Below are 26,926 nucleotides of genomic sequence, written 5' to 3' on the forward strand. Positions count from 1 at the left end.
CCCTCCGGGGGCATCTAATAAAGCGCCTCAATGACAAGCAGAACGCCTTATTTCACCCGCCGGTCATAAAAATCCTTTTCAAATGTCATTATAACCGTCATGCCGTTGTTGAGAGTGATATAGGCCACAAGAGGCTGACCCGTGTCATCATCTTTACCGAGAAGACGGAAAGCCCCTTCCTTTTCTTCCGTTACAGTAAATCCGTGCTTTTTTAGTCTTTCGGCAGCTTCTTTGCCCATTTCTCCCTGAAAAATAAAAGCCTGTCCGGCAAGACGCTGGTTGTCTTCGTATATACAGCCCGCCCCCACCATGGGGCTTATATTGTTCACTCTGTATATGTCCACTTCCAGGCCGTTTCCCGCTTCACCCACATCATCCGGCATACCGAGAAGAGAAAGCACTTTGGATTTGGTCATGAGGACACTCACCTGGTCAAGGGCATTTATATCTACTGCCATGGTCGTGCCGGCAAGCAGACAAACCATCATGATTCCAATGATAATTTTAGTTATTTCTTTCATAGGCATATCTCCTTATTATCACTTAAACAGAACGTCAAGCGCATTGAAAAGTCCTGCCGGGTTGACGCTGACCCCCACAGAGGTGCCGGATTTCTCTGTAACCATGGTGCCGTCCGGTTTGGTGTAGCTTCTCGACGAGGATGAGGTTTCCCACTTCTTTTCAATCGGTTTTGTCTGGGCGGTTCCTGCAACAGCCCCGGCAACAATACCGGCTTTGAGCATGTCTTTTGCTGTAAACGCTGTATCCGCAGGCAGAGTTTGAGAATCAACGGCAGCAGGGGGGTATCCTCCCGCACCGGAGGGGCCCGGCGGCGGGCCATAAAGCGGAACAAGACTTATCTTTACTGCAGGCGGTACGAGGATATATGCCTCTCCTGACTCTTCCTGACTGGAGATGGAATTATAGCCGCTATTGATTGCCATTTTGGTGTCCTTGAAGAAGAGTCCCGAATTAACCCCTGATTGAACTGCCTTCATAAGCACTTTGTCAGACTGGTACTGCTTTCTGATTACCACATCTTCCTGGCGGTAGTTCTCCTTGACAAGCGTCACAATGTGGTCGCGTGTCCGCTCAAGAGAAACAGCGCCGGGTGTTTGCCCCGCAAACTTTCCGTCCGCATAAATCTTTGCACCCATAGGGTTGGTCGACACAGGAATGTCCTGCCTGAGAATCGGGGTTTCGCAGCCGAATCCAAGAAGGGCAATAATTCCCATAACAATGAAAAGCTTTCTGTTCATTATCATTATCCTCCAAAAAACTTTTAGTGAGCTGTGTTTTACATTTTCCGCAGAACGGTAAAGATGAGCATATTCCTACTTGCAGCCCTCCTGTACTCGATGTTCCCTATCCCTTTCTTCATCATCTTTGTTGATGGAATCTGTCCCGGCTTTGCAAAATCTCCCGCTTCCGGGAAAGAACTTGCAATGAGCATATTGAAAGGAGCCCCTGTGTCTATGATGTTTATGATAATCGCCCCGCTTTCATGAACGTTGCAGGATATCGTGATCTCGCTTTTTCCTTCACAACATGCAAAACGTACGATATTCCCGAGAGCCTCTTCAACGGCAAGATTGATTTGACGTATCTTCTCATCATCAAAACCAGCTTCCCATGCGTGGTTAGAAACAAACTCAACGAGGGCAGGAATCACATCGGACCGTGCAGGTTTTGTGATCTCGTCAGACGCATTTTCATTGTCGCTTCTTTTCACTGGTCTCCTCCTACAAAGACAACGTAAAACAGGATAATTGCGTGAATAATTGAAAGAAAATATAAAGACGCACAACAGGAGAGTCAAGATAAAAAAACTATTATACTATTACATCACATTTACATCACATTTTTCTGTTCTTATTGTAATACATAACCTGGTTATAAGCAAATGAGGATCACTGCTGAACGAGAAAAATTGTGTTTCGTAGGGGTATTGTGTTTATTATATGGCAGCAAATCATTATGAAACTAAGCGAAGAAGAATTTGACAGAATTGTAAAGAGGTCTATCAGGCGGATACCGAAAGAGATCCGGCAGTACCTCGACAACATAATCATTTCCGTGCGGCAGCAACCCACAAGAACAATGCTGAGAGAGATGGGATTGCCTTCAGACAGATTACTCCTTGGGCTTTATCATGGAGTCCCATTGATTGAGCGTTCAGCCATAATGCCCCCCTTGTTTCCTGATACAATCCTCCTATTCCAGAAGCCGATTGAAGAGGTCTGCCAAACAATGAAAAAGTTGGAAGAACAGATTGAAGTCACCGTGGTACACGAAATAGCACATTTTTTTGGAATAACAGAGGAAAGGCTGAAGGAACTCGGATACGGGTAATATCCCTCATCCTTGTTTTAGGACTTACTCAAATTCCTCGAATTCTTCCGCAGGTTTTATTCCATATCAACCCAGCGCACTTTTTACGATATCAGCGATCTCTTTACAGTATTTTTCCGTTACATCATCGGATGGCCCTTCAACCATCACCCTGCACATATTCTGGGTACCGGAATATCTGACAAGGACACGACCCTCATCTCCCAATTTCTTTTCGATCTTCCGGATCACCTTCATTACCTGAGGTATCGTTGAGATAACCGGTTTGTTCTTTACATCCACATTAATCAGCTTCTGTGGATAGATATCCATCATTTGTGCAAGCTCTGACAATCGTTTGCCTGACCTGACCATGGCCGCAATCAGTTGCAGAGCAGTGACAATGCCATCCCCGGTAGTATGGTGATCGAGGAATATCATGTGACCCGATTCTTCTCCGCCAACCACACTGTCTAAACGCACCATGTCTTCCAGGACATGACGGTCTCCCACCTGGGAGGCATGGTATTTGAAGCCGCATCTCTTGCACGCAACCCTTAATCCCAGGTTGCTCATCACGGTGCTCACAAGGAGATCGTTTTTCAATTTATCCTGTTCTTTCAGCATCTTTGCACATATGAGCAGGATCTGATCACCGGTTATTTCCTGCCCTTTTTCATCCACGGCTATAAGACGGTCACCGTCACCATCAAAGGCAAGTCCAATTTCTGCTCCGCTTTCAACAACCCTCTTTCTCAAATCCTGTGTATACTGAGAACCGCATTTATCATTAATGTTGATACCGTTGGGGGTATTGTGGATGACTTCTATGTCTGCGCCCAGCTCCCAGAATGTATCGGGGGCGATTTTATATGTAGCTCCATTGGCGGTATCTATAACAATCTTCATTCCTTCCATGGATAAATCACGGGGAAAGGTATTCTTTAAGAAAACGATGTAACGGCCGTGTACATCTTCCAGCCGGAATGCTTGCCCCATATCCTTAACCGGTGGCACTAAGCTGTTAAGTTTGTTACTCCGCATGAGATCCTGTATTGCCTCCTCCTGCTCATCTGACAGTTTAAAGCCATTGCCGGAAAAAATCTTTATGCCGTTATCCTGATAGGGGTTGTGCGATGCCGAAAGGACAATTCCCGCATCAGCGCGCATGCTCTGCGCAATAAAGGCAATTCCCGGGGTCGGTAAAACGCCAAGCAAATAGGGGTTCCCACCCATTGAAGCTATCCCTGATTCGAGAGCACCCTCAAGCATATAACCGGAGATACGTGTATCTTTCCCGATAACTATCCTCGTCCGGTGATATTCTTTTTTTAAAAGATAGACAACTGCCTGCCCTATGGCAAAAGCAACTTCTGCGTTCATCGGATAGCGATTTGCTTCTCCTCTTACCCCATCGGTGCCGAAGAGCTTACCCATAGCAATTTCTCCTTATATTATTAGATTGCCGCATCGCTTTGTTCCTCGCAATAACTAATGAAAATACTTATTGCGGGATAATTATACATTGAACATTTTTAGCGCCGGCGTTATAGTTTTCGCCTTTTTGCAAAAAGTATCAACAATCTTTTGAAGCCATAGCGTGCCTTTCTCAGAGATGTGAGCAGGCAAACCCTGTATGGCCGCTATATAATTTGTTTCGCTCCCCCGCTTTGTTTTATCAAAGGAAGAGAGAAAATCATCCCGGCATTTCTCAACAACATCATCCTGTATAGCGCCTGTAAAAAGCCCTTCTATTTCAATAAACCTCTCATGGAATTCTTTTCTTCCAGCCAGTTCCCGTTTGCTGTCTGTCTCATCATCAGAAGACAGTTTTGCCTTTTCAGCCAATACTTGTAAACGTTTCATCCGTTCCTTTTTCGCAAGCGCCAGTTTGTCAAGCACACCCGCATATATAAGATGACCGAATTCCTGTGCATCAAAAAACGGACGCCTTACATGTATGTACCATTCTTCAAGGGCCATCAGGTTCGATAGATATATGATATTATTGCCAACTATCCGGTGGAGGTTTGTATATGCCCTGGGAGTAAAATTAATGGTTTTTGAGGAATGCGTCTTCCCGACAACAAGTTTATTGTCCTCAGGAAAATCATTTCTGAGCACCGAACCGGCAGCAACTACATTGCCGTACCCCATACGCAAGGGGCCCACTATACCGCCCTGGCCGCCAAGAAAGATGGCCGGCCGATTAAGCATCACACCCCTTGGCACATCACCGATCAGTGAAGCTGTGGTTTTATCGCCATCAGGCGTATAGTTAAAATGGATATAAGAGCTCCCCACCTCACTGTGAACCTTACGGTTTGTCCCTCCGGCCATTAAGCAATCACAGAAATTAATCAGGCTTCCGAGGGTCACGAAAGGGAAAAGTATTGTCTGTTTTAAACCTACACAATGTGCACCGTTGGCTTCCTCTTCAAGAATACAGCCTTCACGTACCTGCGCCCCCGAACCCATGTTTGCCTTTTCAAGAAAGACAGCTTTATTAAAATATCCGCCCTTAAGCTCAACTTTAGGGCCCAACTGGCAATTATCTATTGTGACAGGACCTTCATAGCCAATCCGGGCGCCTGCCGATATAACAGTCTGTTCACCGTAAATCCTGCAACCCGGATAAATCCTGACATCCTTTCCGGATATACGCTCAACATCCACCTCGTCGCCCAGATCCAGGGTTAACGGATTCGGAATATCGGCGCCTTTGTTGATAAGCTGAACAACCTTATCATAGCATCGCGGTTTAATATCCATCCTCTCCTCCAGAAATATAAATTATTAACCCGTTAAAAGTCTGCCTGCCCGTGACTCCTGAGAAAGCAGACGTCCAAAAAATCGTTGTAAAATTAACACTTTCTCAATTTTGTGTCAATATGAATAAAATAGAACCATGTTATATTAAGAACCTGTTATATTTGTTTGATTGGCTTCATTGGTCTTATTGGTTAAAACCAATAGAACTAATGGGACAAATAGAACCAATAGAACCTGTATTGCAGATCAGAAACCCAACTGCTCACCGACAAGTATAACCACGACATCAGTCCGTAATGGCTTCCTGGCCAGAACCGTATAAATATTGCAAATTCTTTGCGGGGAGGAACAGTCCGCACATTCCCCGGTCTCTGCGCAGGGCGTTTTCAATCCAAGTCTCCTCGCATTCATCGGTGCAACCCACTCCTGGACTCTTCTCCGGGCATCTTCGATATCTTTTACAATCTTATTCACCCCGCAAACAAGAATCACCTTCCCCGGTCCGAACATCATAGCCCCTACCCTGTTTCCCGTAGCATCGATATTATAAAGCTGCCCGTCTTCTGTGACAGCGTTACTGCTGCATAGGTAAAAATCAGCAAGCAACATCTCCCGGCGCATCTTCAGTGCTTCTTCCGGCGAGATTCCCGGTACAGCCGAATTCATTAGCTTAATAGGGTGATTCTTTGCCTCATCGAAAAACCCAATCTGATTAAGCGTGAGCGAACCCCCTACCCCAACCGTTGCCCCTTCCGGGATGATTCCGAAAATCTCTCCAAGGGCATCAGAAGCCTTCGGTACAAACCGTGCATCAAAATTATGCTTTTTCAACGCCTTAATGGTTCTCTCTATCTGCATATCCTGGTACCATTTTTGAAATTCTGTCATGGCCTATCCCCTCCTTTTTTATATTGTACTTTGTGTTTTGATTAAAAACAATGTATGATTTGCAAACAACGGTTTACCGGTATCAGAGGTTTGAGCAACATGAACAACAATCTCACCGAACGCACGCAGGCAGAGCAGAAACTCCAAAACGAGAAACATAAATTCTCAATCATTTCAGAAAATGCCCCTTTCGGTTTGGTAATGGTCGATAAAGATGGCACGTTCACCCATATAAACCCAAAGTTCAAAGAAATGTTCGGGTATGATTTACACGATATACCTGACGGGAGAACGTGGTTCAGAAAGGCATATCCCGATCCGGATTACAGACATGAGGTTATTTCAACCTGGATTGATGATTCTCAAAAGGCAAAACCCGGCGAGCATAGACCGAGAGTGTTCACAGTGACCTGCAAGGACGGGTCAAGAAAGGTGGTAAATTTTATCCCTGTTGCGCTTGAAAATGGTGAGAATATTATATCTTTTGAGGACATTACTGAGCGTACGAGGGCAGTTGAATCTTTAAAGGAATCGGAAAAACGCCTCTTTGATATCTTTGACTATCTTCCAGACCCGACTTTTGTAATTAATAGACAGGGCGTTGTGATTGCATGGAACAAGACAATGGAGGAATTGACCGGTGTGAAGGGAAAAGATATGGTCGGGAAGGGCAACTATGAGTATGGGGTACCTTTCTACGGAAAAAAAAGACCTATCATGATTGATTTGGCCCTCTCACCTGAAGACGATACAATCGAACAGAGATACCCTCTTATGAAGAAGGAAAAGGATACCCTCTACACAGAGATATTCATCCCCACTTTTGGAGAATACGGGGCCTGGCTCTGGGCAAAGGCAAAACCGCTGTACGACCGCTACGGCAATGTCGTCGGTGCAATAGAAACCATCCGTGATGTTACCGATAACAAGCGGATGATAGAAGCATTGCAAACAGAGAGAAAGAAATTCCAAATCCTCTCCGAGAGCGCGCCATTCGGGTTGGTATTGTTTGACAGGAATGGTAGATTCAAATACATCAATTCCAAGTTCACCGAACTCTTCGGGTATGATCTAAGTGATGTGCTCAATGGAAAGTCATGGTTCAGAAAGGGTTATCCTGACCGTGAATACAGGGAAATCGTTATACTGGAATGGGCTCACTTTGTTGATACTGCAAAGATAGGAGAACAATACCCTAAGGTTTTTCGAACAACCTGTAAAGATGGGACCGAAAAGATAGTAAGCTTTACACCGGTTAAATTAGTGACAGGTGAGTTTTTAATGACCTGCGAGGATATCACTGAACGGACAAGGCTTGAGGAGGAACTTAAGACACTCTCCCTGATAGATGAACTTACAGGCCTCTATAACAGGAGGGGATTTTTTGCACTCGGCGAACAACAGCTCAAAATCGCTGACCGTATGAAAAAAGATGTACTCCTCATCTTTACAGACCTTGATCGTTTGAAGTGGATCAACGACAACCTGGGTCACGAAGAGGGAGACAGGGCGCTGGTTGCCGCTTCCAACATACTTAAGGAAACATTCCGGGAATCGGATATTATTGCCCGTATTGGCGGCGATGAGTTTGTGGTGCTCGCAATGGAGGCAATAGAAGATATCTCTCAATTCATCACTTCCCGCTTGCAGGACAACTTTGATCAATACAATACAGGCGCAAAGCTTGATTACACACTCTCGACGAGTATCGGCATGGTTCGCTATAATCCTGAAAACCCCGTTTCCCTTGATACTCTCATAGCTTTGGCTGATAAGTTGATGTATGAGGACAAGAAGAGAAAAAAAGGAAATTACGCTGAAAGATAACTTATTATAAAATCATCAATTTATGGACATTGAGCAAAAACATAGATATTTAAGAGAGATTACCAAGGAACTTAAGAGGGTGATCGTAGCCTTTTCCGGCGGTGTGGACAGCACGTTTCTCCTGAAAACGTGTGTTGACGTACTTGGAAAAGAAAATGTTCTGGCCTTTATCGGGCTTTCCCCCACATGTCCTGCAAGAGAAATAGAAGAAGCAAAGGTTCTGTCAGCGCTCATTGGAGCCGAATACATCATTGTAGAAACATCGGAAATGAAAGACCCTGATTTTGTCCGGAATGATAAGTCGCGGTGCTATTATTGCAAAAGCCACCTTTTCCGCAAGGCATGGGAGATAGCAACGGAAAAGGGTTTTCTCCATGTTGTTGAAGGATCAAACCTCGATGACATGGATGATTACAGGCCGGGACGAAAGGCATGTGTTGAGCAGGAAATAGTAAGCCCATTATTAATGGCTGAACTTACAAAAAACGACATCAGGGAACTTTCAAGGCAATTGCATCTCCCTACGCATGACAAACCTTCCTTTGCCTGCCTTTCATCAAGGATACCCTATGGCACACCCATTGATATTGAACTCCTTAAAAAGATAGAAGTTTCTGAAGATTTTATCCGGGGTCTTGGCATACGCCAGGCAAGGGTAAGATATCACGGCAGTGTGGCGCGCATAGAAGTGGCGAATGATGAAATCAATAAAGTGATTGAAAATAAAGACAAAATAGCTGAGGCATTACAAAACTGCGGTTTCTTCTACATAACCCTCGACCTCCAGGGTTACAGAACCGGCAGCATGAACAGACCGGTGAAGAATGAATAGTAGATAGTGAATAGCAGAAAGAAAAAGAGGCGGGCTGAAGGGGGCAACGTGAGCCCAGGTAATTGTTTTAATGCATGATGGTGAAATGGTATGAATCACTCGCCACTCGCCGGTTCGCTGGTTCGGCTCTTCCCCTTGACCCCTTGAATCCTCTTCATTTTATAGGTGTTACATTTTATTAATACCCCATGTCATTGCGAGCCCGAAGGGCGTGGCAATCTCAGACTTATTGCATTCCCATTATTTCAAAAAAAGACCGGCAGGTGCGGGGAATGTCGTCTGACATGGTAATGGCTGTCACGACTGTTATACCGTGTGCCCCTGCTTCAATGACGCTGCGGCAATTCTGAAGATTGATTCCTCCAATCCCGATAACCGGGAGATGCGTGCCCTGCCGTATCTTCGTTACTCCTTCAAGCCCTGGAAGATATCCAAGGTTTTCTTTTGTGCCGGTGGGAAAAACACCATTCACTGCTAAATAATCCGCCCCATCTTTTTCGGCATGAATCGCTTCCTCTATGGTCTTGACAGATACCCCGATAATAACATCCTGACCCACAATTTTACGGGCCTCCTTGACAGGCATATCCTCCTGACCCAGGTGAAGCCCATCCGCGCCTACGGCCAATAAGACCTCTATGGAATCATTGATAATCAAAAAGGCATCATGTGCGCGGGTCATTTTTAATGACTCTGAAGCAAGTTTGATATAATCTGTTACGGGCAGTTCTTTTTCTCTTATCTGGATTATCTTTACCCCGCCCTGAAGCGCCAGTTTTACCTGCTCAAGCACCGAATACCCCTTGTTGAAACGGGGATCAGTTACCAGGTACAGTCGGTAATCCTGCAATGTAGGTTTTTTTATCATATACCAAATCGGCCTTTAGCTGTCAGCTGTCAGGGTCGGCTGTCAGTACGCAGGCTCCTGTCCGCCAGAACCGAGTGAAAGGCGGGAAAGCCTGCGGCTACCTGACCCCTGCTACCTGACCCACTGCTACCTGCTACCTTCTCCCTGATCCCTGCCCTTGTATCTCTCGCCGATTCGCCGATTCGCCCCATCGCCATCTCGTCTCTGCTCTCCGCTCTACGCTCATCTCACCGGCTTTATTCTCAGCCTTTCCATCATCGTTTCTTCGGACATATTATACAGCGCATCATACAATGCCACCTGGAAACTTCCGGGACCATTCGACACCAGGGCCGCCTCTTCTCCGGCAAGCCCGTAATATCCGAGGGCGCAGGCCGCTGCCACTAATGGATCCGGTTCAACGGCGCAGAAACATGAGATAGCAGTTGTTGCTGCACAGCCTGTACCGGTAACCCGTCCGAACATGGGGTGCCCGTTGTGGACTTCTATAGCCTTTTCGCCGTTGGTGATAAAATCGACTTCACCGGTGACTGCGATTACTTTCTTCAACTCTCTTGCCAACCGGTGTGCCCCATCACGAACAGCATCAACTGTTTCAAGAGAATCCACCCCGCGGATGTTTATCTCTTCTTTATGCGTAAACAAAGACATCACTTCCGATGCATTGCCACGGATAACGGTCACGGGTACCTCCGCCAGGATTTTTTTAGCCGCCTCAGTTCTGAGCGGGGTGGCGCCAGAGCCTACCGGGTCCAAAATAATAGGGATACCCCTTCCCCCTGCGGCTTTCCCTGCAATAAGCATGGAATCCACCCAATAAGGGGTGAGCGTCCCGATATTCAGATTCAATGCGCTGGTAAATGCAGACATTGCCTCCATCTCCTCATGCGCATGTGCCATGATAGGCGAGGCGCCGATGGCAAGCGTCACGTTGGCTGTGCTGTTCATTACCACAAAATTTGTTGTATGGTGAATCAGGGGCTGTTGTTTCCTGATCTTACGTAATATCTCAATGGTCTTTTTTGACAATTCATGTTCATTCATTTTTCCTCACCATTTATAAAATAGATCATTATTAGCATAATCTGCACGGGAAAATAAAACCCTTTTGGATGGTTATTCTGCGATGACAAAGATTCCCGTCTCGGCAAAGAGATTCGGAAATATCCATACCCGCCTGCTGTTCCCGAAAAAATATGAATCTTCTATCCTTATGGTACGCTTCGAACAATACTCGATGAAATCGAGAATACTCAGAAAGTGCAGATTAGGCGTATCATGCCATTCAAAAGGAAGTGCCTGTGTAACAGGCGCCCTGCCCCCGAAAAACATCTGAAAACGTGCTTTAATATGGGCAAAATTGGGAATACCGATAATCACCTTTCTTCCCACCCTCATAGCCTCTCTCATGACTACATCCGGCCTTTTAACCTGCTGGAAGGTCTGGTTTATGATGACAAAATCAAAAGATTTATCTCCATATTCGGCCAATCCGGTATCAATGTCGTCATGAAAGACGTTTAATCCTTTGGCAACACACTCGAATAGCGCTTTGTCATCAATCTCAATCCCCTGACCCCTGACCTTTTTCTCGCTCACAAGAAGGGCAAGTAAATCCCCATTTCCGCAGCCAAGGTCAAGAACGGAGGATCCAGGGGTTACCAGTTCAAGAATGGTTTTATAATCAGGCTTGATTGAAATCACGTGTCGCCCTCTCAAGAAAGTGCTTTATCAGGTGGGATTGCTCTTCAACCTCTACAAGAAAGGCATCGTGGCCATATGTAGAGCTCAATTCACAGTATATTGCCTCTACACCTGCCAGTTTGCATGCCCGTGCGATCTCCTGCGACTGATAAGCCGGATAAAGCCAGTCAGATTTGAAGGCAATAATGAGAAAACGGGTCTTAATCCCCTTTAATGACTCGTAAAGCCCCCTCCCGTTTGAAAGGTCAAAATAATCGATGGCCTTTGTGATATAGAGATAGGAATTAGGGTCAAAACGTTTAATGAAATTGTCGCCCCTGTATTGGAGGTACCCCTCAACCTCAAACTCCGGACTGAACTTGAAGGGCTTTTTGATATCCTTGAACCGTCTGCCAAATTTTTCACTCATCGATACGTCGCTCATATAGGTGATGTGACCGACCATCCTTGCCACACCAAGGCCCTTTGCAGGGAGTTCTTTTCCGTAATAATCACCATCGTTCCAGTTTGGGTCGGCCATGATTGCCTGTCTCCCCACCTCATTGAAGGCTATTTGCTGGGGAGAATGGTTTGCCGTTGTTGCAATGGGGATCACCGAACCTACCCTGTCAGGGTACGAGACGACCCACTGGAGAGCCTGCATCCCACCCATGGAACCACCGGCAACAGAGAGAAATTTACCGATACCAAGGTAGTCCGTTAAGTACCGCTGGGCATTTACCATGTCTTTAATGGTAATAACAGGAAAATTAAGCCCATAAGGCCGATCTGTCTTTGGATCTATAGAAGATGGGCCGGTTGAACCCTTGCAGCCGCCAAGGACATTGGAACAGATAATAAAGTATTTGTTTGTATCGAATGCCTTTCCGGGGCCGATCATATTATCCCACCAGCCAGGGTCCCTATCGCCTTCGTGAAACCCTGCAGCATGGGCATCGCCGGTCAGGGCATGGAGAACGAGTACTGCATTGGAGCGACTCTCATTCAGGGTGCCATAGGTCTCATAGACAAGGGTAACAGGCCCGAGCTTCTCGCCGCTCTCCAGTTCCAGTTCATCGGGTGGATGGGCAAAGGTATAGTATTTGGTTTCAACTAAGCCTATGTCCTTATCACGTTTTACCATTTCTTCCTTTCACTTTTCACCTTTCACCTTCAGCTTTTCACTATTCACTATTCACTATTCACTGCTTTATTAAGCGCCTGATCTATATCTTCCTTAATATCTTCCACGTCTTCGATGCCTACGGAAAGCCGTATATAATCCTCGGTCACCCCCGTCTCCTCCTGTTCCGCCCTTGTTAATTGCTGGTGGGTGGTGGATGCCGGATGGATAACAAGGGTCTTGGTATCACCGATATTTGCAAGGTGTGATAATAATTCCACGGAATTGATAAATCTCTTCCCTGCCTCCAGTCCACCTTTTATCCCGAAACCTACCAGCGCCCCATAGTCACCATTCAGATATTTCGCTGCCACCGCATGGCCCGGATGTTCTTCAAGTCCGGGATAATTGACCCAGTTCACCAAAGGATGCTCTTTAAGGAATCGCGCAATGGCGAGGGCATTTTTCGAATGTTTTCTCTGCCTCAAAGACAGTGTCTCCAGCCCCTGCAGAAAAAGGAAGGAGTTGAAGGGACTCAGGCAGGGACCTATGTCTCTTAAGAGCTCCACCCTCACTTTAATGATAAAGGCGATATTCCCCATGCCCGGAAGGTTGCCGAAGGTATCCCAGAATTTCAATCCATGGTAACTTGGCTCCGGCTCGGTAAAATCGGGGAATTTGCCATTACCCCAGTTGAAGTTGCCGGAATCCACAATCACACCGCCTATGGACGTACCGTGACCTCCCACAAACTTTGTTGCCGACAATACGACAATGTCAGCCCCGTAATCGATAGGCCTTACCAGGCCGACACCGACGGTATTGTCCACCACAAAAGGTATGCCTGCATCATGGGCTATCTTCGCTATCGCCTCGAAATCCGGCACATCGAGTTTCGGATTCCCTATCGTTTCAGCATAGATCGCCCTCGTTCGCTCTGTAATTGCCTTTTTGAATTCTTCAGGCTTAGTTGAATCCACAAACTTAACGAAACGGCAGAATACTTTCGGGAATGTGTAGTGAAAAAGCTGGTAGGATCCTCCATAGAGATTATTTGCAGAGACAATTTCATCATCAGGTTTGGTAATTGCAAGGAGCGCAAGGGTCTCGGCTGCCTGCCCGGATGCTACCGCCAGGGCGCCTGTCCCGCCTTCAATAGCGGCCATCCTCTTTTCAAAGACATCCGTGGTAGGGTTCATGATACGAGTGTAAATGTTGCCAAACTCTTTAAGGGCAAAAAGGTTCGCCGCGTGTTCCGTATTATTAAAGACATACGATGTAGTCTGATAAATGGGCACAGCCCTTGCCCCGGTTGCCGGGTCGGGGGTTTCCTGGCCCGCATGGATCGCCAATGTATCAAGCCTTCTCTTAGACATAAGTAAACCCTCCCTATATGTGGTACGTTAAAGAGCCCGCCCCGCTTTTCTCTTCCTGCAATTTTGACAGATCGGCCAATGTATAACTTGATAATACCTCTTCGATTTTATTGCTCACTATTGTCCATATATCCCTTGAAGAACATAAAGAAGATTTTGAGCAGGTATCCGGCTCAGCGACACAATCGACCAGACAGATGGGCCCTTCCAGTACTTTTATTATTTCGCTCAACTTAATCTCATTATCCGGTTTATTGAGCAGATAGCCGCCTTTTCTCCCGCGAATCGTTTTTACCAGCCCGGCTCTTTGCAGTTGAGTGGCTATCTGTTCAAGATATTTATCGGATATCCCCTGCCGTTTTGCAATATCGGAAAGAAAAACCGGTGACCCGCTCTTGCCGTTCATGGAAAGGTCAATCAGCGCCCTTAAACCATATCTCCCTTTTGTGGATATTTTCATATCTTATCTCCTACTATTTTAGTAGAAATACTATAGTATTACTTTCTTATTGCGTTGTCAAATATTTTTTATTTACCAGTATGCTGCGATGATTATGAAAACATTTATTTCTTACACTCTCCGACAGAGCCTTCTGTACATTTTATTCCGTCAGTCCAGGTAGCGCCACCCAGGCGCGCTCCGGTCAGGTTAGCCCCGGTAAGGTTTGCACCGGTAAGGTTTGCATCCCACAGGACCATACCCATCAGGTTTGCACCGGATAGGTCGGCATTCTGCAGAATTGTGCCGGTCAGGATTGCAAGATGCAGATTTGCCTTGGACAGGTTTGCACCCGTCAGCTTTGCACTTGTCATGTTTATGCCGGACAGGTTTGCACCGGACAGGCTCATACCGGTCAGTCGGACACCGGATAAATCACAGCCCATACATTGATTTGTTGCTTTCAGTTTTTGGACATCGGCATCGTTGAACCCGTATCCTCCATTCACTGCAAGCAAAAGCAGAATAGCAAACAGAACAATAAAAAATGACATAGTCCTTTTAATCATCGGAACACCTCCTTAACTTATTTATCGTTTTGTCAAAGCATCTATAATTATTTTGCCGCCCGCTATCGCTCGACAAATGCGGACAAGAGCGGATGAATACTGATGAATAGTCTTTTTGATAGCCAGCGACATTGCCGTCTATCATATATTCAGCCCTAACGGGCGAATATATTATATTTTCACTCTGCCCGAAGGGCATGGAGTATATCGGGTGCCAGGTCGGCAGCCGATATAAAATACCGTCCATCTCTTGTCTGCGTCCGTCTGCGGCTAAATAAAAAAGGCTTTTCATGTGTTTTTTGACAACTCCGCTGCCTTTGCATGAATTATTCGGAAAAATTCATAAGTCGTCTTGTATTTTCTCATTAGATTTAATAAATTTAAAGAGGTTTTTTATATTTCTTGTTCAGGAGGATAGATGAATGATGTTCGTGAAGTTTCTGTACAGGATGCTTACCGGGTAATCCAGGATAAAAACCGGGATATCCGCCTCATCGATATAAGGGAAAAAGAAGAGCTTGCAACCGGTTACATTGACGGTGCAGCATTCGTACCGAATAGCATTTTAAAAGTAAAACCAGAAGAGTTGCATACAGAAAAAGATGTCCCTTTATTATTGTATTGCGCTTCCGGGAGACGTTCTCTGATTGCTGCGAAAACGCTTCAAAACATGGGGTACGCCGATGTCACTTCGATGGCTGGCGGGTTTAATGCCTGGGTTGAAGCCGGCTACAAGTTCAAGACCGAAGGGACAATGACCCAGGATCAGATTAAGCGTTACAGCAGGCAAATCCTGCTCCACGAGATTGGTGAAGAAGGTCAGATACGATTATTGCGAGCAAAGGTTTTGCTTGTAGGGGTGGGCGGGCTCGGATGCCCGGCTGGTCTCTATCTCGCCTCGGCAGGTGTAGGAACAATTGGCATTGTCGATTTTGACAGGGTGGATTTGAGCAATATCCACCGCCAGGTACTGCATGCTACTGCCGATATCGGCAGGCCAAAGACAGATTCAGCAAAAGAGGCTATTGAGCGGATCAACCCTGAAGTCAATATTATCACTTATCAGGAACGGTTCACGCCGGATAACGCCCTCGAGATTGTGAATAATTTTGATATTGTTATAGATGGATCCGACAACTTTGAAACAAAATTTCTCCTCAATGACGCTGCCTTCCTTTCAGGCAAACCTTACATCTTCGGAGGAGCTGTCAGATTCGACGGGCAGGCAAGTGTCTTTTATCCAAAAGGCGGCGGCCCTTGTCTGCGGTGTATGATCCCGGAGATACCTCCGGCAGGCACAGCGCCCACCTGAAGCGAGGTAGGGGTCCTGGGGGTTGTCCCCGGACAGATCGGCCTGGTTCAGGCCGCTGAAGCGCTGAAACTCATTTTGAAAAAAGGCAATCCCCTCATGGGACGGTTTTTTGTTTACGACTGCCTTGAGGCAGATTTCAGAACATTCATCGTTGACAGAAATCCCTCATGCCCTCTCTGTGGTGGTAACCCTGTAATCAAGGATCTAACGGGCGATTATAGCGGAGGGTGCAGGCTATAACAGATTATCCCCCTATATCAAGGTGGATAATCTCTACATAGTCTCCTGCATTCAGAATCGTTGATTCATAAAGTTTTGCATGGATGAACCGTCTGTTGATTTCGACAATCATATCAGGTTTCGACGGTTCTTCGAGAATATCAAGCAATTGCGTCACCGTTGTTCCTTCCGGAATTTCTGTTTCAAGACCATTGGCAATAATCTTCAATATATTCCCCATATTTTTATATAATCAAAAGTCTTCCCGGGGTAACCCTTTAATAATCTGCCTGATCAAATTATTGAATCAGAGGCAGTCGCCTTTTCCACGCCTGTAAAAACTCCCTCAAAAAGTGGTGTTGACAGGTAACGCTCTCCGCTATCCGGCAATAAAACAACGATTGTTTTTCCTGCGCTTTCCGGCTCCTTTGCGATTCGTACTGCCACGGCTGCTGCGGCGCCACAGGAAATTCCTGAGAGAATACCTTCTTCCTTTGCAAGCCGGCGCGCCATCTCTATTGCCTCATCATTCGTCACAGTTTCGATACGGTCAACAAGACTCAAGTCAAGAACCTTAGGTACAAAACCAGCCCCGATACCCTGGATTTTATGAGGACCCGGCTTTAATTCCTCACCATTACGTGCCTGTGTGAGGATTGGCGAGTGAACCGGCTCTACGGCAACAGATACGATGTTTTTTCCTTTTGTTTTCTTAAAATAACGGCTCACACCGGTTATCGTGCCGCCGGTGCCGACCCCTGATACAAAAAAGTCCATGTTCCCGTCGGTGTCGTTCCAGATTTCAACGGCTGTCGTGGCCTCATGGATAGCTGGATTTGCCGGATTCTCGAACTGCTGAGGCAAAAAGTAGCGTGAAGGATCACTTTCTGCAATCTCTGTCGCCTTATCGACAGCCCCCTTCATCCCCTTTGACGCCTCGGTAAGGATAATATTTGCCCCGAGTGCCTTCAATACCTTCCTCCGTTCGATACTCATCGTTTCAGGCATCGTAAGTGTCAGTTTGTACCCTCTCGCAGCGGCAACAAAGGCAAGAGCTATGCCTGTATTCCCTGACGTGGGCTCAATAATCTCCATGCCGGGTTTCAGCTTTCCTGTTTTTTCAGCATCCCATATCATCGCCGCACCAATCCTGCATTTCACCGAGTACGCAGGGTTCCGTCCTTCTATTTTTGCCAAGACCGTTGCCTTGGCACCATCTGTTACATGGTTCAGTTTAACCAATGGCGTTTTCCCGATTGAATACGAGTTGTCTTCAAAATAATGTGCCATTTCAACCTCCGGTATAATAACATTCGTTACTGTTCATTTTAATTACTACCAATTTAGTATGTTTACTATACTTTTAGCAGACTATTCTGTCAAGTTATTTTCAAACAAATATACAATGCCTGGATAACTAATAAAAGTGCTTTTTACGAGACCATCAAATGTAGTAATATTAATACTGGGCAAATACAATGATCAGAAGACTTGTCATAGAAGATGCGGAACGGTGTGTAGGATGCCAGTCATGCATGTTTGCCTGCACAAGAAGGGAAGGCAATGCATCGCTCGAGGACCAGAGAATCCATGTAAAATCCCTCGGAGGGGTGGCAAGGGGGTTCACTGTCATCGTATGCCGTGCCTGTAAAGACCCATCCTGCATGTATGTGTGTCCTGTCGATGCACTTCAGAAAAGGGAGGTTGGCGGAGTAAGGCTCAGTTCGGAGAAATGCATAGGCTGCGGCAGGTGTGTTGATGCCTGTCCTTTTTCAGCCATAACAATGGATTCTGAAACAAATAAGCCACTCGTCTGCCTGTACTGCGGCTATTGCATGGATTACTGTGCATACGGTGTGCTCGGCGTAGAGAAAGTGTGAATAATGGATACTTTTATCAACAATGTTCTCATTATTGACCTGAGCAAACATGCCTATCACATTGAAAAAAGGGAAGCATATTTCAACGAATATCTCGGTGGCACAGGCGCCGGTATTCAGCTTCTGAAAGAATTCCTTGACCCGAAGGCTGACCCTCTGAGTCCTGAAAATGTAATCGTTTTTTCCGTGGGCACACTTACAGGTAAATTCCCTATGGTTTCAAAGACTGTAGCGCTTTTTAAATCTCCTCATAACGGCTACCTTGGTGAAAGCCACGCCGGTGGAAGAAGCGCCATTTCCATATGGCAGGCCGGTTACGGGGCAATCGTCATCAAGGGGGCGAGCCAGATACCTGTTTACGTGGTAATCGATGGTAAAGCTGTCCATTTCCGTGATGCACGGGCGCTCTGGGGTGTGAACGATATGGCAGTTGCAGGCCGTATCATGCGTGAACGCGACGGTAAGAGCGGTTTACGGACTATCATGAGGATAGGCAAAGCCGGTGAGCGGCTTATCACCTATTCATCACTGACTACAGAAACCTATCGCCATTTTGGACGACTCGGACTGGGTGCGGTCTTCGGCAGTAAAAAACTGAAAGGACTTGTGGTAACAGGGACTCGAACCGTACCTGTCGAGAACAAAAAAGAATATAAAGCGCTTTATGATCAAATCTACACATCATGTGTCTCCTCCTCCACAAAAAAATACCATGAACTCGGAACAGCCGAGAACATCCTTCCCCTCAATGCACTCTCCGCTCTTCCAACAAGGAATTTCCAGGAAACAAGCTTCGAGAAGGCAGAGGTACTCTCCGGTGAAAACCTCGCAGAGGCCCATCTCGGAAGGAGGGTTGCCTGCAGTCACTGTCCGGTAGGATGCATACACCTTGCCGTTCTCCGCGAAAAATACCCCGATGATCCCTATTTCTACAAAACATCCTTTGTATGCTACGACTATGAACCTTTGTACAGTGTGGGTTCATTACTCGGGATTCAGACTGTTGAAGCGTTTTTGAAAATCATGATAACGGTTGAAAAATACGGTATCGATGTAATCACGACTGGGGTCATCCTCGGCTGGACAACTGAGGCATATGCAAAAGGTTTAATTGGCAGGGAGCAGACAGGTGGCATCTCCCCTGCCTTTGGAGATGCCGGAGGCTATATTGAACTTATTGAAAAGATGATTGAACCTGACAATGAGTTTTTCGAACTCATGGGAAAAGGTCTTGATGCACTGACAAAAAGGTATGGAGGGAGCGAATTCGCAGTAAATTACTTTGGAAATGAGCTATCAGGCTATCATACCGGTCCCTCCATTCATCTTACCCATATTACCGGCGCAAGACACAGCCACCTCGACAGTGCCGGGTACAGCATTGATCAGAAAATGTTGCGCAAAGGCGCCCTGCTCCCGCCGGAGGAGCTTGCGAAACAGCTCTTTAACGAAGAAGCGGAAAGACAGGTCCTCACAAGTCTGGTGATATGCTTGTTTGCTCGAAATATCTATACAATGGAGCGCGTCAGCAGATGTCTGAAACTTTTCGGATTGGACGTGAGCGAAGACAGGCTTCGTGAAATCGGGAAAAAAATCCTCATGGAAAAAAATGCCCTTAAAAGGGAGATGGGATTTGACATGGAGAATTTCACCATACCGGAAAGGGTTTTAACCGTTCCTACGCCATCAGGCCGCATCGACCCCTCTTATCTGAGGGAAACAGCGAAACACTTCAAAAACCTCCTTTTATAGGCTATACGGATAAAAAACACACATTTTTTTGTTTGCAATTTAAATAAGATCGCAGAACAATGAAGAAAAAGTGGGTGGGGATCAAAACAATAAATGTTATATTGCAAGACCTCAACCAGTGTGTAGAAGTTGTGGCGATGGGTTAAGGGTGGATCAGATTAAGTGTTTGACTTCCTAATGGGTTATCGCTATAAATTGATGATTAGTAATTAACTGAATTACAAAAAAAGGAGGGTTAAATAAAATGAGCGCAAAAGATCAGAAGTTAACCTTGGATTTGGGTAACGGAGTGAAGATAGACTTGGTACAGATTCCTGCGGGGAAGTTCATGATGGGGTCACCGGATACGGAGAAAGGTCATACAATTTATGAAGGGCCGCAGCACGAGGTGACCTTCGCTAAGCCCTTCTATATGAGTGCTTATCTGGTGACAAGGGCACAGTGGGTTCAAGCAATGGGCAGTGACCCAAGTGAATGTTCAAAGCACCACAAAGCTCGTTTTATTCGTCCAGAACATTTGGGACACATGGTGGCTAGTGATCCCAGTCAAATGCCTGGGAAGCCCGATCAGCCGGTAGATAGCGTGAGCTGGAAAGATGCCCAGGAGTTCTGTACAAAGGTGAGCGCCTTGACCGGTAAAAATGCTCGCTTACCTGGCGAGGCGGAGTGGGAATATGCTTGTCGGGCCGGGTCGACCACCCGCTTTTGTTTCGGAAACGATCCGGATTGTAGCAAGCTCCCTGAATATGCCTGGTTTACTGCCAATAGTGACGATTACACATATCCTGTAGGCCAGAAAAAACCCAATGATTGGGGATTATATGACATGCATGGCAACGTGGTGGAGTGGTGTCAGGATGGGCTGCACTATACTTACGATGGTGCGCCCACTGATGGTAGGGTTTGGGATGCTGATTCAAAGATAACTCCATCGGGGATTTGCCACATGATGCGCGGCGGGTGCAACAATAGCCATGGCGAGGGCTGCCGTTCTGCCGGGCGCGACTGGGGTCCTATGAAGAACCGTTGTGGCGATGTCGGTTTCAGGGTAGTGGTTTCGGCGGCTTCTTAAATTACTCTATGCTTAAGCCTCTTGCAAAACCCAGGGAATGATTTTTTAGGCCATAGACCCTTATCTGTATATCGATAGGGGTCTTTTTTGCAACATTTTAAGTGGTAATGAATGACCTGAAATAGAGGTTTTTTTCTTAACTTCATAAGGATATTATGCTATAGGGCATAATAACAAGATATGTGCTGTAGCAGCAATTTTTGGAGAGGCCCACGTGAATGAACAGTACTAAACCGGAAAAGGATCCTCAGAAAAACCGTCTTCACATTTTACTCATCGCTGCCACAGCAATCGCAACCATCCTTATTAGTCTCTATTGTCTTGTCTCCGGATCGTTTATTGTGTTTCAGAATCTCTTCTATATCCCTATTATTCTGAGCTGTGTGTATTACGCAATGCGAGGATTTATATATTCTATATGCCTTGCTATTATTTATTTCTTCCTCATTCTCACCTTTACATCAGACAGTAACATCATATTGCAGGCATTGATAAGAGTTGCTCTGTTTATTGCCATCGGGGGAATCATCACATTCTTGTCGGTGCAACGCAAGCGTTTGGAGAAGGCATTGCAGGAAGAGAGGGAGAAGTTCCGGACTGTGGCGGACTTTACCTATGACTGGGTGTACTGGACTGATCCACAGCGGAATCTTATATACGTATCCCCCTCCTGCGAAAGGATAAGTGGTTACAGGTCTGAAGAATTCATGGCCGATGCAGGGTTAATATACCACATCGTTCATCCTGATGATCAGGATCTGTTCAGACGTCATGCGGATGAGTGCCATAACCTGATGGCTAACGAAACGGGCAAGGTTGAGTTCCGCATTGTGAACCGGAGCAGCAAGGAACACTGGATTGCTCATCTATGTCAACCTGTTTATAACAGCGAAGGACAGTTCCTTGGTCGATGCTCCAGCAACCGTGACATCACCGAGCAGAAACACGCCGAAACGCTTATTCAGGAATCGGAAGAAAGATACAGGATGGCAATCGAGCACTCAAATGACGGGGTGGCCCTTGTTGAGGGAGATTATCATATATATGTGAACCAGAAATTCCTCGACATCTTTGGCTATGAAAAACCAGAGGATATTTTAGGAAAATCTCCCTATATGGTACTCCACCCTGACGATCGCGAAATGGTTCTGGAGTATAACCGGAAAAGGCAAAGAGGAGAACCGGTTCCCTCAAAATATGAATTCAAAGGGATTAGGAAAGACGGCACCACTCTGTTTGTCGAAGTCTCTGTAGCAAAAATTACCTATAACGGGAAACCGGTTTCACTTGCCTATCTCAGGGACATTACCGACCGCAAGAAGGCAGAAGAGGCACTATGCGAGAGCGAAGAGAAATTCAGGACAATTTTTGATAGGGCCGGTGACGGGATTCTTCTTGCTGATCCTATAACCAAAAAATTTCTTCAGGGGAACGCTGCCATATGCTCCATGCTGGGATATACAAAAGAAGAGATCAAAAATCTTACCGTCTACGATATCCACCCACCGGAGGATATCTCCCATATTCTTGATGAGTTTGAAAAACAGCTAAAAGGGGAGAAAGTTCTTGCCGAGGACCTGCCGGTATTGAGAAAAGACGGGTCAATCTTCTATGCCGATATAGACTCTACCCCCACTACCATTGGGGGAATGCGTTACCTTATGGGCATCTTCCGTGACATTACCGACCGCAAGCAGGCAGAAGAGATGCTTCTTAACGAGAGAAAAAAGTTTCTCACCCTTTCCGAGAATGCACCTTTTGGAATGGTTCTGATTGATACAAAAGAAAATTTTATCTACATCAATCCAAAATTCAAAGAGCTGTTCGGATATGATATAGAGGATATTCCTGATGGACGAACATGGTTTAAAAAGGCATACCCTGATCCTGAGTACAGAAAAACAGTTATCTCAACATGGGTAGAAGACTTAAAACAGGCAAAAGAAGGTCAAAAAATACCAAGGATATTCAAGGTAAACTGTAAGGACGGTACGGAGAAGATTGTTAACTTTATCCCTGTCCAGCTCGAAACAGGAGAGCATATAATAAGTTGTGATGACATCACCGAACAGAAACGCCTTGAGGAGCAACTTCACACCATGTCCCTTACAGATGAGCTCACAGGCTTATATAACAGAAGGGGGTTCTTCACCCTTGCCCAGCAGCAGATGAAGGTAACAGAGAGGACAAAGAAAGACATGCTCCTCTTCTTTGTTGATCTGGATAGGATGAAGCAGATTAATGACACATTGGGTCATCAGGAAGGAGATAAGGCGCTTGTTGAGATTGCAACTATCCTCAAAGAGGTATTCAGGGAATCGGATATCATAGGCCGTATGGGAGGGGATGAATTTGCAATCCTCGCAATAGATACCACTGATGAAACCAGAGAAGTCCTCATGAAGCGTCTGCATAATTACCTTGATGATTACAACAAACCTGAAGGGAGAAACTACACACTCTCCCTGAGCATGGGTATAGCGCACTATGAACCTGAAAAACCCTCAACTCTCGATGAACTTATCGCTCAGGCAGACACGTTGATGTATGAAGAAAAAAAGAGAAAGCATCTGTTATTGTAACGTAAATCCCTTCTCGTTAAACAATCTCAGGCATGCATTTACCGCCTCATCATCATAGAAAATCCCTTTATTTTTCAAGATTTCCTCAAGGGCTACATCAATACCAAGCGCCGGACGATAAGGACGATAAGATGCAATAGCCTCTACCACATCGGCAACTGCGAGGATTCGCGCTTCAAGGGATATCTCCTCCCCCCTCAATTCCTGGGGATAGCCTGATCCATCCATCTTTTCATGATGCTGGAGGATAATGGTAGCAATAGGCCAGGGGAATTCCACATCCTTCAGAATATCATATCCTGTCTGAGGATGATCTTTAATGAGTTCGAACTCTTTCTTTGTCAGTTTTCCCGGTTTGCTTAATATCTCGGCAGGCACAGAGATCTTTCCGATGTCATGGATTACCCCTGCCATACGGATTCCTTCAATCGTATTATGTGAAAGATTCATCTCGGTGGCTATGGCGCGGGCAAGATTCGCCACCCGTCTCTGATGGCCCGCTGTATAGGGGTCTCTCGTTTCCACCACCTGGGCTATTACCTGAATGGTTGCCCCCATAGCCTCCCGGAGGTTCTCCAGGGTATCTTCGAGCTTCTCCTCTGCCTGCTTGCGGTCGGTAATATCACGGACAATCGCTTGAAGGAAAACTTCATTGCCTACATCGACACGGCTGAAACTTACCTCAGCATCAAAAAGGCCCCCATCATATCTGCAGTTTTTCCATTCAAAAAACTGTGGTTTCCCGGATAACGTAAGACTTACCTTTTCAAAGATTTTTTCTTTTGAATCCCTTCCGTCCGGCTGGAGTCGGGGTGAGAATTCAACAGGAGAGTGCCCGATAATCTGATCCCTGGTACACCCGAACATGCTTAAGGTCTTGGTATTACAATCAACGAATGCCTCTCCTTTGAGGAGAAATATCGCATCATTGGCACATTCAAAAAGGGACTTGTATTTAGACTCACTCTCTCTCAACGCCTCTGTAATCTGTTTCCTTGAAAGAGCAAAAGCAAAAATCTCTCCCACTATTTTAAGCAAAGCGATTATGTTCTCAGACCATGTCTTATTTGAATGAACGTTTTCAAACCCGATGAACCCTATAGCGGAATAGCCGGATATTATGGGCACAGCGACAATGGATCGAATTCCTCCCCGTAAAAACTCTTCTTTTTCCGCCGTTGCTTCAGGCGGAAGCCGAGTAACATCAGGAATATGCACCACTTCAAAACCATTTATCCTCTCATAAAGCCACGAGAGATCATCGGTCGATATGCTATGAGCGGTTTGTATCTGTGTTTCTACCCCCTTTGCGCACCACTCATGGGTTCTGCTCATATTCTTTCCGCTGTCATAAAACTGAAAAACATAACTCCGGTCAACACCGGCAAAACTTCCTATAGCCTTCAATACATCGCTTATCCCATCGTCAACTTCATCCGGGGAGAGAATTATAAAGTTTGTAGAAAGGCCCAGGATCAATCTTAATAGTGCTTCAGCATCTCCAGGTGCGGCATATGCATTCATATGGTCAGCACCTCTCTCTTCCGGAGGAGAAGCCTGTGCCTCGATCTTCTCCAATTCCTGTGTCTTCGACTTTTCTACTTTGTATTTGTCTTTCATTTCAAATGCTTCCCAAAGGCATTAATTATCCTTTTGCTGGATTTATTTCCCCTTAAACACGGGCTTCCGCTTTTCGAGAAACGATCTTGCTGCCTCTACATGGTCTTCCGTCTCGGAAAGAAGCGATAATTGAGATGATATGTAGTCAAGATGCGCCCTGAGTGTATTCGTTTGCCCCTGGTAAACTGCCCTCTTCATCATCCGGATAGCGAGCGGGGGTTTTTCTGCAATTTTTTCAGCAAGTTTTATCGTCTCTTCCATGAGGCGGTCATGAGGTACAACACGGTTCACAATGCCCAGCTTAAGCGCCTCCTCGGGGCTGATGATTTCACCCGTGAAGAGAAGTTCAAGCGCCTTTGATACCCCTACCAGCCGGGGCAGGAAATATGCACCGCCATCTCCCGGGATAAGCCCCATCATGATATAGGATTCTGCAAGTTTTGCCTTATCGGAACAGACCCTCATGTCACACATGATGGCCATATCCATTCCAGCGCCCATGGCCGCTCCATTAATCGCTGCGATGACAGGCTTGTCAAGGTCTTCAAGTGTCAGGACTATCCGGTGAACACCGTCCCAGAGGAACCTCTTCATGTCCCATGATTTCAGCTTTCCCTCTGCCATATCACGAATATCCCCGCCGGAGCAGAATGTATCGCCTTTCCCGGTCACAACGATTACCCTTACTCTGTCGTCTTCTTTTGCTTCTTCAAGATACTCACGCCACAGCCTGATCATCTCCGGGCTGAATGCGTTTTTCGCCTCAGGCCGGTTAAGGGTAATCGAGGCAATATGACCCTTTACTTCATACAATACATGCTCTTCATTCATAATCTTTCATCCTCTTATTGCGCCGGAATGCGGGCTTGTATCCTGTCAATTAACAAGGTGCCTTTTGATGGATCATTGATGTTGGAAACGCCGATAAGATAGCACCCTGACTGGCGAAGTATAAGACCTTTATACAAAGGGTCCAGCGTGATAAGGGTCGTGCCGCCCGGATTCTTTGTGAGTTGTGGTTGAACGCCTGCCTCTTTCAGATAATTCACATAGCGGCTGAGTGTATCACCTGAGGCATTTACCGATTCATTGAAAACAACAAAAACCCTCACAGGCTCACCATCAAGGTTTGCCCTTGCTACCAGACCTTTTTTAAAGAATGCATATCCGAGAACACTCTGGGAGATATATGTTTCTGTGCGGGGAGTAATATCGGGAATGTTCAGGAATTCCAATTCTTCAGGGCGGGAAGACCCACCGGGGATGTTTTTCGCAATCGCTTTTGCACAGTCGATGAACACATCGGGTTCAGGATTCATAGAGCCTGACGCAGAAAGTTGCACAAAATACCTGTCCTGGTAGAACATCAACTGCGAATCATTTACGAAGCTTCCGCTCCCGATTTTTGCCTCCGGTGAATCCGGATTTCGATAGCGGGAATATATGCCAAAGGCATCGAGCGGCGAGCCCATTTTATAAATATCCACAGCAAGAGCCTTATCCGGATTGTCTTTGCTTATGTAGAGCGCTGCGCCGAGGGCTTCAAAACCATAGGGTAAATAAAGTTCAGCTTCGCCGTTGATATGCTTGTAGAGGTTGTCCGGGTTGAATGTTTTTGTTTTGCCTTCCAACGTCCACCCTTCTGAAAAACCAGGCGCTGGCATCACATGTTTCACAATCATATCAGCAGGTGCAGCATAGGTATTGACGGCAAAAAACGAAAGCAAAAAAATGAAAACCAACATTGTAATCCGTTTGCGCATTGTCACCTCATCACTCAG

At 46.0% G+C, this 26,926-nt stretch carries 28 protein-coding genes; 9 read left to right on the plus strand and 19 right to left on the minus strand.

Annotated features, from left to right (window positions below; genetic code table 11):
* Positions 1 to 47: 47 nt before the first annotated feature.
* From NTX75_04860 to NTX75_04870, 3 genes are read right to left on the minus strand one after another with little or no spacing between them, the layout of a single operon-like run.
* Positions 48 to 521: a hypothetical protein gene (locus tag NTX75_04860; protein MCX5815559.1), complete on the minus strand. Its 474-nt coding sequence runs from the start codon at positions 519 to 521 to the stop codon at positions 48 to 50.
* 18 nt (positions 522 to 539) lie between these two features.
* Positions 540 to 1,259 carry a PEGA domain-containing protein gene (locus NTX75_04865; protein MCX5815560.1) on the minus strand — a complete coding sequence of 240 codons (720 nt, stop codon included), beginning with the start codon at positions 1,257 to 1,259 and terminating at the stop codon, positions 540 to 542.
* A gap of 38 nt (positions 1,260 to 1,297) precedes the next feature.
* On the minus strand, positions 1,298 to 1,732 hold the full coding sequence (locus NTX75_04870; protein MCX5815561.1) for an ATP-binding protein: 435 nt from the start codon (positions 1,730 to 1,732) through the stop codon (positions 1,298 to 1,300).
* Between the two features lie 245 nt (positions 1,733 to 1,977).
* Here NTX75_04870 and NTX75_04875 point away from each other — a divergent pair, with 245 nt between their 5' ends.
* Positions 1,978 to 2,352, plus strand: a complete 375-nt coding sequence (locus tag NTX75_04875) for a metallopeptidase family protein (protein MCX5815562.1) — start codon at positions 1,978 to 1,980, stop codon at positions 2,350 to 2,352.
* A 66-nt stretch (positions 2,353 to 2,418) separates the two neighbouring features.
* Here NTX75_04875 and glmM read toward each other — a convergent pair whose 3' ends face one another.
* From glmM to NTX75_04890, 3 genes are all read right to left on the minus strand, one after another.
* Positions 2,419 to 3,768: a phosphoglucosamine mutase gene (gene glmM, locus NTX75_04880; protein MCX5815563.1), complete on the minus strand. Its 1,350-nt coding sequence runs from the start codon at positions 3,766 to 3,768 to the stop codon at positions 2,419 to 2,421.
* A gap of 81 nt (positions 3,769 to 3,849) precedes the next feature.
* Positions 3,850 to 5,103, minus strand: a complete 1,254-nt coding sequence (locus tag NTX75_04885) for a UDP-N-acetylglucosamine pyrophosphorylase (GenBank protein ID MCX5815564.1) — start codon at positions 5,101 to 5,103, stop codon at positions 3,850 to 3,852.
* Positions 5,104 to 5,349: 246 nt separating this feature from the next.
* Positions 5,350 to 5,991, minus strand: coding sequence for a lactate utilization protein (locus NTX75_04890; GenBank protein ID MCX5815565.1), 642 nt, complete (start codon positions 5,989 to 5,991; stop codon positions 5,350 to 5,352).
* 99 nt (positions 5,992 to 6,090) lie between these two features.
* Between NTX75_04890 and NTX75_04895 the strand changes: the two genes are divergently transcribed.
* Both NTX75_04895 and larE read left to right on the plus strand, forming a co-directional pair.
* On the plus strand, positions 6,091 to 7,818 hold the full coding sequence (locus tag NTX75_04895) for a PAS domain S-box protein (protein MCX5815566.1): 1,728 nt from the start codon (positions 6,091 to 6,093) through the stop codon (positions 7,816 to 7,818).
* A 22-nt stretch (positions 7,819 to 7,840) separates the two neighbouring features.
* Positions 7,841 to 8,650, plus strand: coding sequence for an ATP-dependent sacrificial sulfur transferase LarE (gene larE, locus NTX75_04900; protein ID MCX5815567.1), 810 nt, complete (start codon positions 7,841 to 7,843; stop codon positions 8,648 to 8,650).
* Positions 8,651 to 8,876: 226 nt separating this feature from the next.
* Here the strand turns inward: larE and thiE are convergent, their stop codons facing one another.
* From thiE to NTX75_04940, 8 genes are all read right to left on the minus strand, one after another.
* Positions 8,877 to 9,518 carry a thiamine phosphate synthase gene (gene thiE / locus NTX75_04905; protein MCX5815568.1) on the minus strand — a complete coding sequence of 214 codons (642 nt, stop codon included), beginning with the start codon at positions 9,516 to 9,518 and terminating at the stop codon, positions 8,877 to 8,879.
* A gap of 29 nt (positions 9,519 to 9,547) precedes the next feature.
* A complete protein-coding gene (locus NTX75_04910; protein ID MCX5815569.1) occupies positions 9,548 to 9,715 on the minus strand; it encodes a hypothetical protein in 168 nt (55 codons plus the stop codon).
* 25 nt (positions 9,716 to 9,740) lie between these two features.
* Positions 9,741 to 10,562 carry a hydroxyethylthiazole kinase gene (gene thiM, locus NTX75_04915; protein ID MCX5815570.1) on the minus strand — a complete coding sequence of 274 codons (822 nt, stop codon included), beginning with the start codon at positions 10,560 to 10,562 and terminating at the stop codon, positions 9,741 to 9,743.
* Positions 10,563 to 10,634: 72 nt separating this feature from the next.
* Positions 10,635 to 11,222 (minus strand): methionine biosynthesis protein MetW, encoded by a 588-nt coding sequence (gene metW, locus NTX75_04920; protein ID MCX5815571.1) that lies wholly within the window; start codon positions 11,220 to 11,222, stop codon positions 10,635 to 10,637.
* Positions 11,203 to 12,345, minus strand: coding sequence for a homoserine O-acetyltransferase (locus NTX75_04925; protein MCX5815572.1), 1,143 nt, complete (start codon positions 12,343 to 12,345; stop codon positions 11,203 to 11,205). The genes metW and NTX75_04925 overlap by 20 nt, the downstream gene beginning before the upstream one ends.
* Positions 12,346 to 12,392: 47 nt before the next feature.
* On the minus strand, positions 12,393 to 13,700 hold the full coding sequence (locus NTX75_04930) for an O-acetylhomoserine aminocarboxypropyltransferase/cysteine synthase (GenBank protein ID MCX5815573.1): 1,308 nt from the start codon (positions 13,698 to 13,700) through the stop codon (positions 12,393 to 12,395).
* Between the two features lie 13 nt (positions 13,701 to 13,713).
* Positions 13,714 to 14,160: an Rrf2 family transcriptional regulator gene (locus NTX75_04935; GenBank protein MCX5815574.1), complete on the minus strand. Its 447-nt coding sequence runs from the start codon at positions 14,158 to 14,160 to the stop codon at positions 13,714 to 13,716.
* A gap of 104 nt (positions 14,161 to 14,264) precedes the next feature.
* Positions 14,265 to 14,708: a pentapeptide repeat-containing protein gene (locus NTX75_04940; GenBank protein ID MCX5815575.1), complete on the minus strand. Its 444-nt coding sequence runs from the start codon at positions 14,706 to 14,708 to the stop codon at positions 14,265 to 14,267.
* Between the two features lie 418 nt (positions 14,709 to 15,126).
* Between NTX75_04940 and NTX75_04945 the strand changes: the two genes are divergently transcribed.
* Positions 15,127 to 16,020: a ThiF family adenylyltransferase gene (locus NTX75_04945; protein MCX5815576.1), complete on the plus strand. Its 894-nt coding sequence runs from the start codon at positions 15,127 to 15,129 to the stop codon at positions 16,018 to 16,020.
* 96 nt (positions 16,021 to 16,116) lie between these two features.
* Positions 16,117 to 16,260 carry a hypothetical protein gene (locus NTX75_04950; protein MCX5815577.1) on the plus strand — a complete coding sequence of 48 codons (144 nt, stop codon included), beginning with the start codon at positions 16,117 to 16,119 and terminating at the stop codon, positions 16,258 to 16,260.
* 4 nt (positions 16,261 to 16,264) lie between these two features.
* Here the strand turns inward: NTX75_04950 and thiS are convergent, their stop codons facing one another.
* Together thiS and cysK are read right to left on the minus strand one after the other, a co-directional pair.
* Complete coding sequence (gene thiS, locus NTX75_04955) at positions 16,265 to 16,468, minus strand: sulfur carrier protein ThiS (protein MCX5815578.1); 204 nt, start codon at positions 16,466 to 16,468, stop codon at positions 16,265 to 16,267.
* Between the two features lie 65 nt (positions 16,469 to 16,533).
* A complete protein-coding gene (gene cysK / locus NTX75_04960) occupies positions 16,534 to 17,529 on the minus strand; it encodes a cysteine synthase A (protein ID MCX5815579.1) in 996 nt (331 codons plus the stop codon).
* A gap of 188 nt (positions 17,530 to 17,717) precedes the next feature.
* Here cysK and NTX75_04965 point away from each other — a divergent pair, with 188 nt between their 5' ends.
* The 4 genes from NTX75_04965 to NTX75_04980 all read left to right on the plus strand — a co-directional run bounded on the left by NTX75_04965 (position 17,718) and on the right by NTX75_04980 (position 23,525).
* On the plus strand, positions 17,718 to 18,119 hold the full coding sequence (locus tag NTX75_04965) for a 4Fe-4S binding protein (protein ID MCX5815580.1): 402 nt from the start codon (positions 17,718 to 17,720) through the stop codon (positions 18,117 to 18,119).
* Between the two features lie 3 nt (positions 18,120 to 18,122).
* Positions 18,123 to 19,871, plus strand: coding sequence for an aldehyde:ferredoxin oxidoreductase (locus NTX75_04970; GenBank protein ID MCX5815581.1), 1,749 nt, complete (start codon positions 18,123 to 18,125; stop codon positions 19,869 to 19,871).
* A gap of 244 nt (positions 19,872 to 20,115) precedes the next feature.
* On the plus strand, positions 20,116 to 20,943 hold the full coding sequence (locus NTX75_04975; GenBank protein ID MCX5815582.1) for a formylglycine-generating enzyme family protein: 828 nt from the start codon (positions 20,116 to 20,118) through the stop codon (positions 20,941 to 20,943).
* Positions 20,944 to 21,161: 218 nt separating this feature from the next.
* Positions 21,162 to 23,525, plus strand: coding sequence for a PAS domain S-box protein (locus NTX75_04980; GenBank protein MCX5815583.1), 2,364 nt, complete (start codon positions 21,162 to 21,164; stop codon positions 23,523 to 23,525).
* On the opposite strand, the gene NTX75_04985 is transcribed toward NTX75_04980, so the two are convergent.
* From NTX75_04985 to NTX75_04995, 3 genes are read right to left on the minus strand one after another with little or no spacing between them, the layout of a single operon-like run.
* Complete coding sequence (locus tag NTX75_04985; GenBank protein ID MCX5815584.1) at positions 23,517 to 25,145, minus strand: HD domain-containing protein; 1,629 nt, start codon at positions 25,143 to 25,145, stop codon at positions 23,517 to 23,519. The two genes, NTX75_04980 and NTX75_04985, sit on opposite strands and share 9 nt — an antisense overlap.
* Before the next feature lie 42 nt (positions 25,146 to 25,187).
* Positions 25,188 to 25,976, minus strand: a complete 789-nt coding sequence (locus NTX75_04990; protein MCX5815585.1) for an enoyl-CoA hydratase-related protein — start codon at positions 25,974 to 25,976, stop codon at positions 25,188 to 25,190.
* A 14-nt stretch (positions 25,977 to 25,990) separates the two neighbouring features.
* Entirely contained in the window at positions 25,991 to 26,908 is a 918-nt protein-coding gene (locus NTX75_04995; protein ID MCX5815586.1) for a hypothetical protein, read from the minus strand.
* Between the last annotated feature and the right edge of the window lie 18 nt (positions 26,909 to 26,926).

This window comes from Pseudomonadota bacterium (genome assembly GCA_026388315.1).
Classification (GTDB): Bacteria; Desulfobacterota; Syntrophorhabdia; order Syntrophorhabdales; family Syntrophorhabdaceae; genus MWEV01.